Here is a 15,211-nt window from a genome sequence, read left to right on the forward strand (position 1 = left end):
AATGACATCCTGAAGCAGCTTTGTTTTATCCACCCACGGATAGGTCGTAAGATGCCCGTCACCGCACTCTGAATTAAAGCTCAAGCCATGGCCCCTCGGATCAAAACCAGCGAGCGCATCGTGCAGAACAGCCTGGAGCTGTTCAATCAGCAGGGCGAGCGCAGCATCAGCACCAACCACATTGCTGCCCACATGGAGATTTCTCCGGGCAACCTGTACTACCACTTCCCCAACAAGCAGGCGATCATCGCTGTGCTGTTCAGTGAGTACGAAAGCCTGGTGGACAGCTTCCTGCGCCCACCCCAGGGCCGCGCCGCGACGGTCGAAGACAAGCGCTTCTACCTCAAGGAATTGCTCGCCGCCATGTGGCGCTACCGGTTTTTGCATCGCGACCTCGAGCACTTGCTCGACAGTGATCCCGAACTGGCCGCCCGTTACCGGCGCTTTTCCCAGCGCTGCCTGATCCAGGGCACCGCCATTTACGAAGGGTTCGTCGCCGCTGGCATCCTGAACATGGATAAGGTTCAGATCGAGTCCCTGACGCTGAACGCCTGGATCATCCTCACGTCGTGGGTGCGGTTTCTGTGCACCACGCGGGAAAACTCCAACCACTTGAGCGAACAGGCCATAAAGCGCGGCGTGTATCAGGTGTTGGTGCTTGAGGCCGGGTTCGTCACCGATCAATCGCGCGACGCGGTAAATGCGCTGTTCGACGAATTTTACGTGCCACTGGCCCAGGCGCTGGAAGAAGTGCATTAGGATTCAAGACCGACAACATCACAGGAGCCCGTTATGCCCATTGCGCAACTGATCAGCCCGCAAGCGTTGGACCTGAAAAAGGAGACCCCGGGGCTGGTGATTCTGGATTGTCGTTTTGCCCTCGAAGACCCGGATTACGGTCAGCGCAGTTATGCCGAAGGGCATATTGCCGGGTCGAGTTTTGCCGATCTCGAGCGTGATCTGAGCGGGGCAGTGGTCAAGGGCGTTACCGGGCGTCATCCGTTGCCTGAACCCGAAAAGCTGATCGAGCGCCTGCAAGCCTGGGGCATCAATGCCGACAGCGAAGTGGTTTTGTACGATGACGGTCCTGGCGCCTACGCGGCGCGGGCCTGGTGGTTGCTGGCCTGGCTGGGCAAGCGCGACGGTGTGTTCATTCTCGATGGCGGGCTGAAGGCCTGGCATGCCGCCGGATTACCCCTGAGTCTTGATCCGCCGTCGATCACTCGCGGCACCTTCACCGGGACGCCGGATGCTTCGCTGGTGCTCAGCGCCAAACAGCTCCAGAAACGTCTCGGTCAGCCCGCATTGACCTTACTCGACGCCCGCGCCATGCCGCGCTTCAAGGGCGAAGTGGAGCCAATCGATCCGATTGCCGGGCACATTCCCGGCGCACAATGCGCCGCGTTCACCGAAAACCTGGGCAGCGACGGGCGTTTTCTGCCCGCCGATCAGCTCAAACAGCGGTTTGCTGCGAAGCTCGGTGATCGTTCGCCGACGGAGCTGGTCGCCTATTGCGGTTCCGGCGTGACGGCCTGCCACAACCTGTTCGCCCTGTGCCTGGCGGGTTATCCATTGGGGGCGTTGTATGCCGGTTCGTGGAGCGAGTGGATCAACGACCCCGCGCGAGGCGTCGCCACCGGCGAGTAAGCGCAGAGCCGATGTGGGGGCTGGCTTGCTCCCACATTTGGATCTTTGCTGTCATCAACCGGGTAACTGCCGCGCGCTGCGATACGCTCCCGGTCCAACGCCATAAACCTGCTTGAATTGCCGGCTCAGATGACTCTGGTCGGCAAAACCCAGTTGCGTCGCGACTTCCAGCGGCAGGCAGCCGTCCTGTAACAACGCCCGTGCCCGAGCGATACGCTGCTGCATCAGCCAGGCGTGCGGCGGCATGCCGGTGGCGCGGCGGAACACCCGGGCGAAGTGGAAGGGGGACAGGTTCACCGTCGCCGCCAGTTCTTCCAGCGAGGGCGGCGCCGCCAATTGCGATTGCAGCCGTTCTTTGGCCAAGGTCACCGCGCGGTGTTCCTTGCCGGGTTTGCCGGCGATCGGGACGGCTGCGTGGCGTTGCAACAGCGACAACATCATTTCCCGCCAGACCGTTTGCTGCTGCAGGGCCGTGGACGGACTTTCCAGCAGTCGATGCAGTTGGCAGAACCCCCTCACCAGATCCGGGTCGCGGTACAGCGTGGCGCCAAACACCGGCAAGGTGTCGCTCGGCAGTTCAAGCTCCTCCAGCAGCGAGAGAATTTGCCCGCTGTCGGGATAAAACGCCCGGTACAACCAACCGTCCTCCGTACCTTTGTGGCCGGTGTGCAGTTCGTCCGGGTTGATCAGCACCAGCGTGCCGCTACCCGCCAAATGCTCGGCACCGCGATAGCGATAACGCTGGGCGCCGGCCATGATCATGCCGATCACATAGCCGTCATGCACATGAGGGGCGAAGCGGTGTTCGATGTAGCGCGCAGACAACAACTCGACCCCGGCCAGCGGTGCCGTTTGCCAGAAGTGGATCGACTCACCCTGATCGACTTCCACTGTTTACTTGCGCCCTGTGGCGGCCAGCCATTGGGGAATGCGCCGTTCCAGGTAGTAACCCGGTTGTCTGAACGAACCCTCGACGAAACCCACATGCCCGCCCTTGGCCTGCAACTCGAATTGAGTGCTGGCGGACAATTCGTCGGCTTGCGGCAGGCTATGCGGAAACACAAACGGGTCGTCAGCCGCCTGGATGATCAGGGTTGGCGTGCGAATCTCTCCAAGGAAATAGCGACTCGAAGCGCGACGATAGTAGTCCGCGGCATCGGCGAAACCATTGAGCGGTGCGGTGACCCGGCCGTCGAAGTCCCAGAAGGTACGCAAATTTTCCAATGAGCCCAGCGCCTCCAATGCCGCCAGGCCATCCTCATGTCCCTCATGCTGGAATCTGCGTTGCTTGTTCTTGATGTAGGCGACCATCTCTCGCATGAAATGCGCTTGGTAGAACTGGGAAAAACCCTGGCTGATACGATCGGCACAGTGATCGAGGCGGAACGGCACCGACACTGCCACCGCACCGAGTACACCGCTGTTGCTGCCGGTTTCACCCAGATGCTTGAGCAACACGTTACCGCCCATGGAATAACCGACCGCATACAGCGGCGCGAGGGGGCGTTGGGTGCGCAGGTGCCTGATGGTTTCGGCCAAGTCTTCACTGGCCCCGGAATGGTAGCTGCGCGGCAACAGATTGGGCTCGCCGGAGCAACCTCGCCAGTTCAACGCGACGCTGGCCCAACCCTGGACACCCAGCGCTTTCTGCATGCCGGCCACATAAGGCGAATTCGACGAGCCGGTCAGGCCGTGCAATACCAGCACCAACGGTGCATTCGCGCTGTGTGGACCGTGCCAGTCCAGGTCAAGGAAATCGCCATCTTCAAGCCACAATCGCTCGCGCTCACGCTCGATATGCGTGGTTTTGCGCCATAGCGGTCCCCACAAGGTTTGTAAGTGCGGATTACCCAGGCCGTAGGCGGGCGTGAAGGCAGGGGTGAAACGTTCTGGCAGATGGGACACGATTGCTCTCGATGCTGCGGCGCGTACCCGCAGCGTTAGCTGACTGAGCTTCGCACCGTTTTCTCAGGCCGGACTAGCCGGCGATCCCTGCCATACGTTGCCACAACGCGTAGTACACCCGTCCCGATTTTTGCTCCCGATGCAGGCGCCAATTTTCTGGCAAACCCAATATCGACGGTGCGCTTTCGCTTTCAGTGTAGACCCACGCATCGTCGGCCAGCCAATGACGTTCTTCGAGCAGAGTGCAAACCACAGGCAACAGATTCTGATTGAACGGCGGGTCGAGGAACACCAGGTCGAACGCCGTGGCCGGTTGGGTTTCCAGATAACGCAAGGCGTCGGCAGTCTGTACCTGGCCGTTGGTGCAGCGCAGGGTGCCCAGATGTTCTTTCAGGCTGGACACCGCGATGTTGCTGGCGTCCAGCGCCTGGCCCATGGCCGCGCCACGGGACAAGGCTTCCAGGAACAGCGCGCCGCTGCCGGCAAACGGATCGAGCACCTTGGCCCCGGCGACGTAAGGCGCGAGCCAGTTGAACAGGGTCTCACGCACCCGGTCCGGCGTCGGGCGCAGGCCCGGAGCATCCGGGAAGCTCAGCTTTCGGCTGCGCCATTCGCCACCGATGATGCGCAGTTGGTTCACACCGTTATGCACGTTATGGACAGGTTTTTTTGGGCGAGTGGCCATTAATGCTCCGGGACCCCGAGCGGTTGCTCGGCGGGTTTGTCAGTTGGGGCCGGCAACGGCTTTTGTGGCACGGACGGGCCAGCGCTGACGATGACTAGTTTATCCGTGCTCAGGTGTTTGTTCAGTGCGGCTTTGACTTGCTCGACGGTCAGGCTCTGGGACTGTTGCATGAAGTCTTCCAGGTAGCTCAGCGGCAAGTTGTAAAAGCCCATGGCGCCGAGCTGACCGACGATATCGGCGTTGCTGGCGGTGGACAGCGGGAAGCTGCCGGCCAGTTCACGCTTGGCGTCGTCGAGTTCTTTCTCGGTGGGGCCGGTCTTAAGGTAGTCGGCGAGCACATCCTGCACCAGTTTCAGGGTGCCTTCGCTCATTTCGGCGCGGGTTTGCAGGTTGATCATGAACGGGCCGCGAGCCTGCATCGGGCTGAAACCCGAATACACGCCGTAAGCCAGGCCACGCTTCTCGCGCACTTCGCTCATCAGCCGGGTGCCGAAACCGCCGCCGCCAAGAATCTGGTTGCCCATGGACAGCGCTGCGTAATCCGGATCGTCACGGTCGATACCCAGTTGCGCGATCATCAGGTTGGTCTGTTTGGACGGAAACTCAATGTGGCCGATGCTGGGCTTGGGGTCGGTCGGTTGTTCGATTTTCGCCAGGGCCGGGCCCTTGGGCAGGTCGGCGGACACCTGGGCGGCAACCGCCTCTGCCTCGGCGCGCGACAGGTCGCCCACCAGCGCAATCACCACGTTGCCGGCGGCGTAGGCTTTCTGATGGAAGGCTCGCAACTGCGCCAGGGTGATCGGTGGAATGCTCTTGGCTGTGCCGTCGCTGGAGTGTGCGTACGGATGCTCGCCGTACAAACGGTTCATCAGCTCCAGGCTGGCGAGTTTGCCGGGGTTCTGTTTCTGGTATTCGAAGCCGGCGAGCATCTGGTTCTTGATGCGCGCAAACGAGTCGGCGGGGAAGGTCGGCTTGCCGACGACTTCAGCGAACAGCTTCAAGGCAGGCTCGCGCTTGTCCACGGCACTGAGGCTGCGCAGGGAGGCAAGCGCCATGTCCTTGTACGCGCCGTTGCTGAAGTCGGCGCCCAATCCTTCGAAGCCCTGAGCGATGGCGCCGACATCTTTGCCGGCCACACCTTCGTTGAGCATGGCGTTGGTCAGTAATGCCAGGCCGGGTGCATCACCGTCCTGGCTGCTGCCGGCGGCGAAGATCAGGCGCATGTCGAACATCGGCAGTTCACGGGCTTCGACGAACAATACCTTGGCGCCTTCGGCGGTATTCCAGGTCTGCACGTTCAGCGAGCGATGGCTTGGGGCCTTGCCGTCGAGTTCGGCCAGCGATTGCAGCTTTTGGCTGGACTTGGCCTTGTCGAGGGCTTCGCTGGCGTTGGACTCGTCGGGTTTTGACAGATAGAAGGCGGCAGACCCGATCAGTGCAACAGCGATCAGGCCGATCAGGGCCAGGCGCGACTTTTTACGCTCACTCATGAGTCGTCTCCTGTGGCAGTACATGGGCGACGCTGAGACGTTCGCGGGTGAAATACAGCTTGGCGGTCTTCTGGATATCTTGCGGGGTCACGCTTTCCAGGTCGGCGAGTTCGGTGTCCATCAGTTTCCAGGACAGGCCGACGGTTTCCAGCTGACCGATGGCGGTGGCCTGGCTGGTGATCGAGTCACGCTCAAAAACCAGGCCGGCAATGACCTGCGCTCGTACCCGCTCCAGTTCTTCAGTGGATGGCGCGGTGGTTTTCAGTTGTTCGAGCAGTTTCCACAAGCCGGCTTCGGCCTGAGCCATGGTTTTCTTTTTCTGGGTGTTCGGCGAAGCCGACAGGGTGAACAGGCTGTCGCCACGGGTATAGGCGTCGTAGCTCGACGACCCACCGGACACGAGCTCTTCGCCGCGTTCCAGTTGCGTCGGGATGCGGCCGCTGTAGCCGCCGTCGAGCAGGGCGGAAATCAAGCGCAGGGCGTTCACCGAGCGTTTGTCTTCGGCGGTGGCAATGCTCGGCACGTTGAAGGCCAGCATCAGGCTCGGCAATTGGGTCTGCACATGCAGGGTGATCTTGCGTTCGCCGGGCTCAGCCAGCTCCAGCGGGATTTTCGCCGGTGGCACGTCGCGCTTGGCGATCGGGCCGAAGTAACGCTGGGCCAGGGTTTTGACTTCGTCCGGGGTTACATCGCCGACCACCACCAGAGTGGCGTTGTTCGGCACATACCAGGACTGGTACCAATGGCGCAGTTCTTCGACTTTCATGCGGTCGAGGTCGGCCATCCAGCCGATGGTCGGTGTGTGGTAACCGCTGGCGGGGTAGGCCATGGCCATGAAACGTTCGTAGGCCTTGGACATCGGCTTGTCGTCGGTGCGCAGGCGACGCTCTTCTTTGATCACCTCGATTTCGCGGGTGAACTCGTCGGCCGGCAGGCGCAGGTTGGCCATGCGGTCGGCTTCCAGTTCGAAGGCCACGCCCAGGCGGTCGCGGGCCAGCACCTGGTAATACGCGGTGAAGTCGTCGCTGGTGAAAGCGTTCTCTTCGGCGCCAAGGTCGCGCAGGATCAGCGAGGCTTCGCCGGGGCCGACTTTCTCGCTGCCCTTGAACATCATGTGTTCCAGCGCATGGGACAGCCCAGTCTGGCCTGGGGTCTCGTAGCTCGAGCCGACCTTGTACCAGATTTGAGAAACGACGACCGGTGCGCGATGGTCTTCGCGCACGACAACCTTCAGGCCGTTGTCGAGGGTGAATTCGTGGGTCGGTTGTGGGTCGGCAGCCAAGGCTGAGAGGGGCAGACAAACTGTGCTGAGCAGCAGGCCTGCAGCGCGGCGGGCTAGAGCATTCATTCGTTTTTAAACCTGTTGGGCTGCCCGCTGGTCTTAGCGTCGGCGGGCGAGAGGGTGCTAGGATACTGATCCGTTTTACTGGCGGCCACGCCTATCAGGCCTTTGATCGGCTTGCAGGTTGCATGGGTTACCGGCAGAAACTTTGAGTTTGTCAGCTAAACTCTGCGTTTTCGCCGACGATGCTGTTCCAGTCCTTCGTATTAGTCGACCTTTGAGGCGCCGTTGGCTCCTCGACAAAATGTTGCGCGTGAACAAGCTGGATGAATCGCAGTCTGTTCAGCATCGAATTTTTATTTGCCGAGGCGCCTATTGGCGCGTCGCTACCGTGAGATAGCCGTCCTCCATGTTTGGTTCCAACGACGACAAGAAGACCCCAGCTGCGGCTGGTGAGAAGAAAAGCCTGTTCGGATGGCTGCGCAAAAAGCCGCAGGAACCCGTTGTCGAACAGCCACAGCCACTTTCTGAGCCAACCCCGGCACCGGTTATAGAGCAAAAGCCTGCGCCGATTGCCGAGCCGGTGCTGCAACCTGCGGCCGCGCTCGTACCTGAAACCGAAGTCGCGGCCCCATTGCCGCTGACGCCAGTTGCCACGCCGTGGCTGACTTTGCCGGTAGCGGAAGAGCCGGTGGCGCTGGTTGAAGATGAGCAAGCGCCGCACATCACGCCACCGATTCCGGCCCCGACTGCGTTTGCTCCGGAGCCGGTTCGGGCGCCAGTGGTTGAGCCGGCAGTCGTTGCACCGGCAGCCGTTCCACCCGTGTTCGTGGCCGAACCTGCTCCAGTGGTTCCAGAGCCTGCAGTGCCAGCATTTGTTGCTCCGGTTGCTCCGGTTGCTCCAGTTGCTCCAGCGCCTGCGCCTGCGCCTGCACCCGTCATCGCTCCTGTTGCCGCCACACCGGTTGCGCCCCTCGAAACTCCAGTCGAGCCTGTGCGTACCGAAGAGACCAAAGCCGGTTTCTTCGCCCGTCTCAAGCAAGGCCTGTCCAAGACCAGCGCCAGCATTGGCGAGGGCATGGCCAGCCTGTTCCTCGGCAAGAAAACCATTGATGACGAACTGCTCGAAGACATCGAGACCCGTCTGCTGACCGCCGATGTCGGCGTCGAAGCGACATCGGTGATCATTCAGCGCCTGACTCAGAAAGTCGCCCGCAAGGAGCTGGCCGATGCCGACGCGCTGTACAAATCCCTGCAAGCCGAATTGGCAGCGATGCTCAAACCGGTCGAGCAGCCGCTGAAAATCACCTCGCAGAACAAGCCGTTCGTGATTCTGGTGGTCGGCGTCAACGGTGCCGGCAAAACCACCACCATCGGCAAGCTGGCGAAGAAGCTGCAACTGGAAGGCAAGAAAGTCATGCTCGCCGCTGGTGACACCTTCCGCGCCGCGGCGGTCGAGCAACTGCAGGTCTGGGGCGAGCGCAACAAGATCCCGGTGATCGCCCAGCACACCGGCGCCGACTCGGCCTCGGTAATCTTCGACGCCGTGCAGGCCGCCAAGGCCCGTGGCATTGATGTGTTGATCGCCGACACCGCCGGTCGCCTGCACACCAAAGACAATTTGATGGAAGAGTTGAAGAAGGTTCGCCGGGTGATCGGCAAGCTCGACGCCGACGCGCCTCATGAGGTGCTGTTGGTGCTCGATGCCGGTACCGGCCAGAACGCCATCAACCAGGCCAAGCAATTCAACCAGACCGTCGAATTGACCGGCCTGGCGCTGACCAAACTCGACGGCACCGCCAAGGGTGGGGTGATTTTCGCCCTGGCCAAGCAGTTTGGCTTGCCGATCCGTTACATCGGCGTTGGTGAAGGCATCGACGATTTGCGTACTTTTGAAGCAGAACCCTTTGTCCAGGCATTGTTTGCCGAGCGGGAGCGTTCATGATTCGTTTCGAACAGGTCGGTAAACGCTACCCGAACGGTCACGTCGGCTTGCATGAGCTGAGCTTTCGAGTCCGTCGGGGCGAATTCTTGTTTGTCACCGGCCATTCCGGCGCCGGTAAAAGCACCTTGTTGCGGCTGTTGCTGGCCATGGAACGTCCGACCACCGGCAAATTGCTGCTGGCCGGGCAAGACCTGAGCACCATCAGCAACGCACAGATTCCGTTCCTGCGCCGACAGATCGGCGTGGTGTTCCAGAACCACCAGTTGCTGTTCGATCGCACGGTGTTCAATAACGTCGCGTTGCCGTTGCAGATCCTTGGCCTGTCCAAGGCCGAAGTCGTCAAGCGCGTGGACTCGGCCCTGGAGCGCGTGGCGCTCTCGGACAAAACCGATCTCTACCCTGGCGACCTGTCTACCGGCCAGCAACAGCGCGTCGGCATCGCTCGCGCCATCGTTCACCGCCCGGCCTTGCTGCTGGCGGATGAACCGACCGGTAACCTCGACCCGCGTCTGGCGGCAGAAATCATGGGCGTGTTCGAAGACATCAACCGTCTGGGCACCAGCGTGCTGATCGCCAGTCACGACCTGGCGCTGATTGCCCGCATGCGTCATCGCATGCTGACCCTGCAGCGTGGTCGATTGATCGGCGACGGGGAGGCCGGCGTATGAGTGCGACACGTAGCCCCAAGGTTTCCGAGCGCGTGGCCCCGAAGGCCGCCGATCCGCAACCACAGCAGAAGAAAAAACGCGACGATGACGATGGCCCGGATTTCGCCACGCTGTTCCGCGCCTGGATCGAAAGTCATCGTGCCAGTTTGCTGGACAGCTTGCGTCGCTTGGGCAAGCACCCAATCGGCAGTTTTTTCACCTGTATGGTGATGGCGGTGGCCCTGAGCTTGCCGATGGGCCTGTCACTTTTGCTGAATAACGTCGAGCGTCTCGGTGGCTCCTGGCAGCGTGCGGCGCAGATTTCCCTGTACCTGCAACTTGAGGCCAGCCCTGCCGAGGGTGAGTCGTTGCGTGAGCAGATCAAGGGTATGCCGGGCGTAGCGGATGCCGAATACGTGGGTCGCGATCAGGCGCTGGAAGAGTTCCAGCAGCAGTCCGGTCTGGGCGAAGCCCTTAAGGAACTGCCGGAAAACCCGCTGCCAGGCGTGGTTCTGGTGACTCCGAAAGAGGTCGACAAGCCTGCGCTTGAAGCATTACGACAAAAACTTTCCGAGTTGCCGAAGGTACAACAGGCGCAACTTGATCTAGTCTGGGTCGAGCGTCTGGCGGCCATCCTCAAGCTGGGCGACCGTTTTGTCTTCGGTCTGACCGTGCTTTTGGTTTCTGCATTACTTTTGGTGATAGGCAATACCATTCGTCTTCATATTGAAAACCGCCGCACAGAGATAGAAGTGATTAAACTCGTCGGCGGCACGGACAGTTATGTGCGCAGGCCCTTTCTGTACATGGGCGCGCTTTATGGCTTCGGTGCGGGGATTCTTTCCTGGGGCGTATTGGCGTTCGGCCTGAACTGGCTGAACGACGCGGTGGTTGGACTGGCCGGTTTGTACGGCAGTGATTTTGCGCTGGCCGGAGTGCCAGTTGCCGACGGTCTGTCGCTCTTGCTTGGCGCGGTGCTGTTGGGGTATATCGGTGCATGGATTGCAGTCGCACGCCACCTGCGGGAGCTTGCGCCAAAGTAATATCATTTTGCTCGTATTGACCTTTCAGCGTTTATGGGAACTTGTTTTTTGGTTTCCGGTCAATTTTCGCAGTGCTGAACTGCACGAGTTATGTAAGTCGGAGGTTTTTTCGTATGACCAATTCTTTGCAGCCTGCATATGCTCTGGTCCCGGGTGCGAACCTGGAGGCCTATGTGCACACGGTGAACAGCATTCCATTGCTGACGCCGGAGCAGGAGCGTGAACTGGCCGAGAGTCTCTATTATGAGCAGGATTTGGGGGCGGCTCGGCAGATGGTGCTCGCCCACCTGCGTTTTGTCGTACACATTGCCCGTAGCTATTCCGGTTACGGCCTGGCCCAGGCTGACCTGATCCAGGAAGGCAACGTCGGCCTGATGAAAGCGGTCAAGCGTTTCAACCCGGAAATGGGTGTGCGCCTGGTGTCCTTTGCGGTGCACTGGATCAAGGCGGAAATCCACGAGTTCATCCTGCGCAACTGGCGGATCGTTAAAGTCGCGACCACCAAGGCTCAGCGCAAGCTGTTCTTCAACCTGCGCAGCCAGAAGAAACGTCTGGCCTGGCTGAACAACGAGGAAGTCCATCGTGTGGCGGAAAGCCTCGGTGTAGAGCCGCGGGAAGTGCGCGAGATGGAAAGTCGCCTGACCGGCCATGACATGGCCTTCGACCCGGCCGCGGAAGCGGACGACGACAGTGCCTTCCAATCGCCGGCCAACTACCTGGAAGACCACCGGTACGATCCGGCTCGTCAACTGGAAGACGCCGACTGGAGCGACAACTCCAACCACAACCTGCACGAAGCGCTTGAAGTGCTGGACGACCGCAGCCGCGACATCCTCTACCAACGCTGGCTGGCAGAAGAAAAAGCCACGCTGCACGACCTGGCGCAGAAGTACAACGTGTCGGCCGAGCGTATTCGTCAGCTCGAGAAGAGCGCGATGAACAAGCTCAAGTTGTCGATCGCTGCGTAACCCGCGCGAAGGCAATAAAAAACGCCCCGATCATTGATCGGGGCGTTTTTTTTTCTGCCCAATTTCCGGTTTAGCGTCGACCTTGTGGGATCTTCGGTGTCATTGAGCCCATGGCGCCCGGCGGGAATCGTTGAGGCCGACCAGATAGCTGTCCCCGCCCAGCTGATTCATCTGCTGGCGAATCCACCCGGCCCGCCTTGCAACGTAAGAAGTCGGATGGCTGGCACTCCACACCCGCGGGTTCGGCAGTACCGCGGCCAGCAAACTTGCCTGCTGTCGGGACAGCGAACCAGCGCCCACGCCAAAGTGATGCCGGGCCGCCGCTTCGGCGCCGAACACACCTTCATCCCACTCGACGCTATTGAGGTATACCTCAAGAATCCGCTGCTTGGGCCAGAACACTTCGATCAATCCGGTAAACCAGGCTTCCAGGCCTTTACGCAGCCAGCTGCGGCCAGACCACAGAAACAGGTTTTTCGACACTTGCTGGCTCAAGGTGCTGGCGCCGCGAATCGAGCCGCCGCGCTCGTTATGTGCAAACGCCGCCTGAATCGCACTGAAATCAAAGCCCCAATGCTCGGGAAACTTCTGGTCTTCGCCGGCAATCACCGCGACTTTCAGGTCGTCGGAGATTTCATCCCAGGGTTTCCAGGTGCGTTGCAGATCGATCGGCTCGCCGTCGACCCAGGATTCGATCTTGCGCTCGACCATCAGTGCCGTTCCTGGTGGCGGCACCACCCGAAACAGCAGAACCAGCAAAACACTGCCGGCCGCGAACCAGAGCAGGGCCTTTGTGAAACGACGGAAAATTAACTGCAGCATAGAGATGGCTTGGCCGAACCCGTTGAGCCGGCCATTATACAGACCCTGCTGATCGAGTCTGACTGGAGTTCTTCATGCTGCGTGGCTTTCTGATGCTTGCCGCTTTCTTCGGATTCACCGGCGTTGCCTTGGGCGCATTCGCTGCCCACGGCCTGAAAAACCGCCTGACGCCTGAGTATTTGGCGATTTTCCACACGGGCGTCACTTATCAACTGGTGCATACCCTGGCGTTGCTGGGTGTGGCGCTGCTGGCCACGCAGATTCCCGGTCGTCTGATTACCTGGGCCGGCGCGTCTTTTGCTCTCGGCATTGTGTTGTTTTCCGGCAGCCTGTACCTGCTGACGATGACCGGCGTCAGCAAGCTCGGGATCGTTACACCGTTCGGCGGTCTCGCGTTTCTGGTCGGCTGGGTTTGCCTGGGGCTTGCCGCCTGGCGGCTGAGCTGACCACGCAGTCCATTTCGTGACGAATGGCTTGGGTCGCCAAGTCTGATCGGGCTAGAATGCCAGCCCCTAAAAATGATGGCGGCATTCGGCATGCGCATTCAGTTGAACGGCGAATCCCTTGAACTGCCCGACGGTGAAACCGTTGCGGCCCTGCTGACCCGTCTGGAACTGACCGGGCGCCGGGTGGCGGTCGAGCTCAATCTGGATATCGTCCCGCGCAGCCAGCACGCTGAAACCACGCTGAACGACGGCGACTCGGTCGAAGTGGTACACGCCATCGGCGGCGGCTAGCCGTCTGGCCCGAGCGACCACAGAATCATTGTGCAAGAACCTCACCCCAACAGAGGATTTCCCATGAGCATCGTTCGTAGCGACAAGCCCTTCGTCCTGGCCGGTCGTACTTACCAGTCGCGTTTGCTGGTAGGCACCGGCAAGTACCGTGACATGGAAGAAACCCGCCTGGCCATCGAGGCTTCGGGTGCCGAGATCGTCACCTTCGCCGTGCGCCGGACCAACCTCGGCCAGAACCCGGGCGAACCGAACCTGCTCGAAGTCCTGTCGCCGGATCGCTACACCTTCCTGCCGAACACTGCCGGTTGCTACGACGCCATTGAAGCCGTGCGCACCTGCCGCCTGGCCCGTGAGCTGCTCGACGGCCACAACCTGGTGAAGCTGGAAGTGCTGGCGGATCAGAAAACCCTGTTCCCCAACGTGATCGAAACCCTCAAGGCCGCCGAAGTGCTGGTCAAGGAAGGCTTCGACGTGATGGTGTACACCAGCGATGATCCGATCATTGCCCGTCAACTGGCGGAAATTGGCTGTATCGCGGTCATGCCGCTGGCTGGTCTGATCGGCTCGGGCCTGGGGATCTGCAACCCGTACAACCTGCAGATCATCCTCGAAGAGGCGAAAATCCCGGTGCTGGTGGATGCCGGTGTCGGTACTGCCTCCGACGCCACCATCGCCATGGAGCTGGGCTGTGAAGCGGTGCTGATGAACTCGGCCATCGCCCATGCCCAGCAGCCGATCATGATGGCTGAAGCCATGAAACACGCCATCGTGGCAGGTCGTCTGGCCTACCTCGCCGGGCGCATGCCGAAAAAACTCTATGCCAGCGCCTCCTCGCCGCTGGATGGTCTGATCAAGTAAGAGCCATTGATGACTGAATCAAACGACACGCCTATCCAGCAGGAAGAAGGCGAAGAGCGCCAACACCGCCGTATCAAGAGTTTCGTGATGCGCGCCGGGCGCATGACCGAAGGCCAGCAACGCGGCCTGGAGCAGGGCGCTCCGCTGTTCGTACTGCCCCTGGCCGATGCGCCGGTGGATTTCGATCAGGTGTTCGGCCGTTCGGCGCCGCGCTCGTTGGAAATCGGTTTCGGCATGGGCCATTCGCTGCTGGAAATGGCCGCGGCTTCGCCGGAGCAGGATTTCATTGGCGTTGAAGTTCACCGTCCGGGTGTCGGCGCGCTGCTCAATGGCGTGCTGACTCAGGGCCTGACCAACCTGCGTGTCTACGATTGCGATGCGATCGAAGTGCTCAACCGTTGCATCGCCGACAACAGCCTCGACCGCCTGATGCTGTTTTTCCCGGATCCGTGGCACAAGAGCCGTCACCACAAGCGTCGTATCGTTCAGGCATCGTTCGCTGAACTGGTGCGCAGCAAGTTGAAGGTCGGCGGTGTGTTGCACATGGCCACCGACTGGGAGCCTTACGCCGAGTACATGCTGGAAGTGATGAACGTCGCCCCGGGCTATCGCAACCTCGCCGAAGACGGCAAGTGCGTCCCGCGCCCGGCCGAACGCCCGATCACCAAGTTCGAACGCCGCGGCGAACGTCTTGGGCATGGCGTGTGGGATCTGAAGTTCGAAAAACAGAGCTGACCGACCTGAAATCCAAGGAGCGAGGCTTGCCCGCGAAGGGGACGCCGCGGTGTAACTGATACACCGTGTCATCGTTCTTCGCGGGCAAGCCTCGCTCCTACGGGATTTGTGTTGTGCCCGGCTTAGCGACGGTCTGCCACAACCCCGATCAGCACCAGCACCACCAACAACACCGGCGCCAGGCTGTAGTTGTTGAACTGGCTCAGGCCTTTGATGATCCATGGCGTGGCATAGATCAGCGCTACGCCGCTGCCGACCATGCACAGCAGGGCCATCAGCGGGATGCGCAAGGCGCCGGCGATGCTGCCCAGGCGTTGGTCGACCCAGCCCTTGAGGTCGGCGCCAAACAGCACCAGCAGGCAGCCCACCAGCGCCAGAGAGATTTCCGACAGGTTGCTACGGCTCCAGCGGGACACGGTGGCGAGCAGGTCGAGTACCAGATCCATT

The 15,211-nt window shown here is 60.8% G+C and carries 17 protein-coding genes; 10 read left to right on the top strand and 7 right to left on the bottom strand.

Features of this window, described 5'->3' with window-relative positions:
• The first annotated feature begins 87 nt into the window (after positions 1-87).
• Complete coding sequence (locus AC1RL4_RS05545; protein WP_018928685.1) at positions 88-759, top strand: TetR/AcrR family transcriptional regulator; 672 nt, start codon at positions 88-90, stop codon at positions 757-759.
• A gap of 33 nt (positions 760-792) precedes the next feature.
• Complete coding sequence (locus AC1RL4_RS05550; RefSeq protein ID WP_230173291.1) at positions 793-1,647, top strand: sulfurtransferase; 855 nt, start codon at positions 793-795, stop codon at positions 1,645-1,647.
• 54 nt (positions 1,648-1,701) lie between these two features.
• Here the strand turns inward: AC1RL4_RS05550 and AC1RL4_RS05555 are convergent, their stop codons facing one another.
• The 5 genes from AC1RL4_RS05555 to AC1RL4_RS05575 form a co-directional block, all read right to left on the bottom strand.
• A complete protein-coding gene (locus AC1RL4_RS05555; protein ID WP_019580601.1) occupies positions 1,702-2,538 on the bottom strand; it encodes an AraC family transcriptional regulator in 837 nt (278 codons plus the stop codon).
• 3 nt (positions 2,539-2,541) lie between these two features.
• A complete protein-coding gene (locus AC1RL4_RS05560; protein WP_230173293.1) occupies positions 2,542-3,552 on the bottom strand; it encodes a hydrolase in 1,011 nt (336 codons plus the stop codon).
• Between the two features lie 73 nt (positions 3,553-3,625).
• Positions 3,626-4,237 (bottom strand): 16S rRNA (guanine(966)-N(2))-methyltransferase RsmD, encoded by a 612-nt coding sequence (rsmD, locus tag AC1RL4_RS05565; RefSeq protein WP_018928689.1) that lies wholly within the window; start codon positions 4,235-4,237, stop codon positions 3,626-3,628.
• Entirely contained in the window at positions 4,237-5,727 is a 1,491-nt protein-coding gene (locus AC1RL4_RS05570; RefSeq protein WP_230173301.1) for a M16 family metallopeptidase, read from the bottom strand. Before AC1RL4_RS05570 ends, rsmD begins: the two co-directional genes overlap by 1 nt.
• Positions 5,720-7,075: a M16 family metallopeptidase gene (locus tag AC1RL4_RS05575; protein WP_096479418.1), complete on the bottom strand. Its 1,356-nt coding sequence runs from the start codon at positions 7,073-7,075 to the stop codon at positions 5,720-5,722. Before AC1RL4_RS05575 ends, AC1RL4_RS05570 begins: the two co-directional genes overlap by 8 nt.
• A 343-nt stretch (positions 7,076-7,418) precedes the next feature.
• Between AC1RL4_RS05575 and ftsY the strand changes: the two genes are divergently transcribed.
• The 4 genes from ftsY to rpoH all read left to right on the top strand — a co-directional run bounded on the left by ftsY (position 7,419) and on the right by rpoH (position 11,612).
• Positions 7,419-8,954 carry a signal recognition particle-docking protein FtsY gene (gene ftsY, locus AC1RL4_RS05580; RefSeq protein WP_230173303.1) on the top strand — a complete coding sequence of 512 codons (1,536 nt, stop codon included), beginning with the start codon at positions 7,419-7,421 and terminating at the stop codon, positions 8,952-8,954.
• A complete protein-coding gene (gene ftsE / locus AC1RL4_RS05585) occupies positions 8,951-9,622 on the top strand; it encodes a cell division ATP-binding protein FtsE (protein WP_018928694.1) in 672 nt (223 codons plus the stop codon). The genes ftsY and ftsE overlap by 4 nt, the downstream gene beginning before the upstream one ends.
• Entirely contained in the window at positions 9,619-10,644 is a 1,026-nt protein-coding gene (gene ftsX / locus AC1RL4_RS05590; protein WP_018928695.1) for a permease-like cell division protein FtsX, read from the top strand. The genes ftsE and ftsX overlap by 4 nt, the downstream gene beginning before the upstream one ends.
• Positions 10,645-10,757: 113 nt before the next feature.
• On the top strand, positions 10,758-11,612 hold the full coding sequence (rpoH, locus tag AC1RL4_RS05595) for an RNA polymerase sigma factor RpoH (RefSeq protein ID WP_007897890.1): 855 nt from the start codon (positions 10,758-10,760) through the stop codon (positions 11,610-11,612).
• 99 nt (positions 11,613-11,711) lie between these two features.
• Here the strand turns inward: rpoH and mtgA are convergent, their stop codons facing one another.
• A complete protein-coding gene (mtgA, locus tag AC1RL4_RS05600; RefSeq protein ID WP_019580606.1) occupies positions 11,712-12,434 on the bottom strand; it encodes a monofunctional biosynthetic peptidoglycan transglycosylase in 723 nt (240 codons plus the stop codon).
• Between the two features lie 74 nt (positions 12,435-12,508).
• Between mtgA and AC1RL4_RS05605 the strand changes: the two genes are divergently transcribed.
• The 4 genes from AC1RL4_RS05605 (at position 12,509) to trmB (ending at position 14,764) form a co-directional block, all read left to right on the top strand.
• On the top strand, positions 12,509-12,880 hold the full coding sequence (locus AC1RL4_RS05605) for a DUF423 domain-containing protein (protein ID WP_019580607.1): 372 nt from the start codon (positions 12,509-12,511) through the stop codon (positions 12,878-12,880).
• A 90-nt stretch (positions 12,881-12,970) separates the two neighbouring features.
• A complete protein-coding gene (gene thiS / locus AC1RL4_RS05610) occupies positions 12,971-13,171 on the top strand; it encodes a sulfur carrier protein ThiS (protein ID WP_007897898.1) in 201 nt (66 codons plus the stop codon).
• Between the two features lie 63 nt (positions 13,172-13,234).
• A complete protein-coding gene (locus AC1RL4_RS05615) occupies positions 13,235-14,029 on the top strand; it encodes a thiazole synthase (RefSeq protein WP_007939343.1) in 795 nt (264 codons plus the stop codon).
• Positions 14,030-14,038: 9 nt separating this feature from the next.
• Entirely contained in the window at positions 14,039-14,764 is a 726-nt protein-coding gene (trmB, locus tag AC1RL4_RS05620; RefSeq protein WP_018928698.1) for a tRNA (guanosine(46)-N7)-methyltransferase TrmB, read from the top strand.
• A gap of 122 nt (positions 14,765-14,886) precedes the next feature.
• Here the strand turns inward: trmB and AC1RL4_RS05625 are convergent, their stop codons facing one another.
• A complete protein-coding gene (locus tag AC1RL4_RS05625) occupies positions 14,887-15,210 on the bottom strand; it encodes a DUF3392 domain-containing protein (RefSeq protein ID WP_018928699.1) in 324 nt (107 codons plus the stop codon).
• Position 15,211: the final 1 nt, after the last annotated feature.

It is taken from the genome of Pseudomonas sp. GW822-FHT07A10 (assembly GCF_058798795.1).

Coding starts and splice junctions, on each gene's coding strand:
- AC1RL4_RS05545 (WP_018928685.1), top strand. CDS start 88: ATGGCCCCTCGGATCAAAACCAGCGAGCGCATCGTGCAGAACAGCCTG.
- AC1RL4_RS05550 (WP_230173291.1), top strand. CDS start 793: ATGCCCATTGCGCAACTGATCAGCCCGCAAGCGTTGGACCTGAAAAAG.
- rsmD (WP_018928689.1), bottom strand. CDS start 4,237: ATGGCCACTCGCCCAAAAAAACCTGTCCATAACGTGCATAACGGTGTG.
- AC1RL4_RS05570 (WP_230173301.1), bottom strand. CDS start 5,727: ATGAGTGAGCGTAAAAAGTCGCGCCTGGCCCTGATCGGCCTGATCGCT.
- AC1RL4_RS05575 (WP_096479418.1), bottom strand. CDS start 7,075: ATGAATGCTCTAGCCCGCCGCGCTGCAGGCCTGCTGCTCAGCACAGTT.
- ftsY (WP_230173303.1), top strand. CDS start 7,419: ATGTTTGGTTCCAACGACGACAAGAAGACCCCAGCTGCGGCTGGTGAG.
- ftsE (WP_018928694.1), top strand. CDS start 8,951: ATGATTCGTTTCGAACAGGTCGGTAAACGCTACCCGAACGGTCACGTC.
- ftsX (WP_018928695.1), top strand. CDS start 9,619: ATGAGTGCGACACGTAGCCCCAAGGTTTCCGAGCGCGTGGCCCCGAAG.
- rpoH (WP_007897890.1), top strand. CDS start 10,758: ATGACCAATTCTTTGCAGCCTGCATATGCTCTGGTCCCGGGTGCGAAC.
- mtgA (WP_019580606.1), bottom strand. CDS start 12,434: ATGCTGCAGTTAATTTTCCGTCGTTTCACAAAGGCCCTGCTCTGGTTC.
- AC1RL4_RS05605 (WP_019580607.1), top strand. CDS start 12,509: ATGCTGCGTGGCTTTCTGATGCTTGCCGCTTTCTTCGGATTCACCGGC.
- thiS (WP_007897898.1), top strand. CDS start 12,971: ATGCGCATTCAGTTGAACGGCGAATCCCTTGAACTGCCCGACGGTGAA.
- AC1RL4_RS05615 (WP_007939343.1), top strand. CDS start 13,235: ATGAGCATCGTTCGTAGCGACAAGCCCTTCGTCCTGGCCGGTCGTACT.
- trmB (WP_018928698.1), top strand. CDS start 14,039: ATGACTGAATCAAACGACACGCCTATCCAGCAGGAAGAAGGCGAAGAG.
- AC1RL4_RS05625 (WP_018928699.1), bottom strand. CDS start 15,210: ATGGATCTGGTACTCGACCTGCTCGCCACCGTGTCCCGCTGGAGCCGT.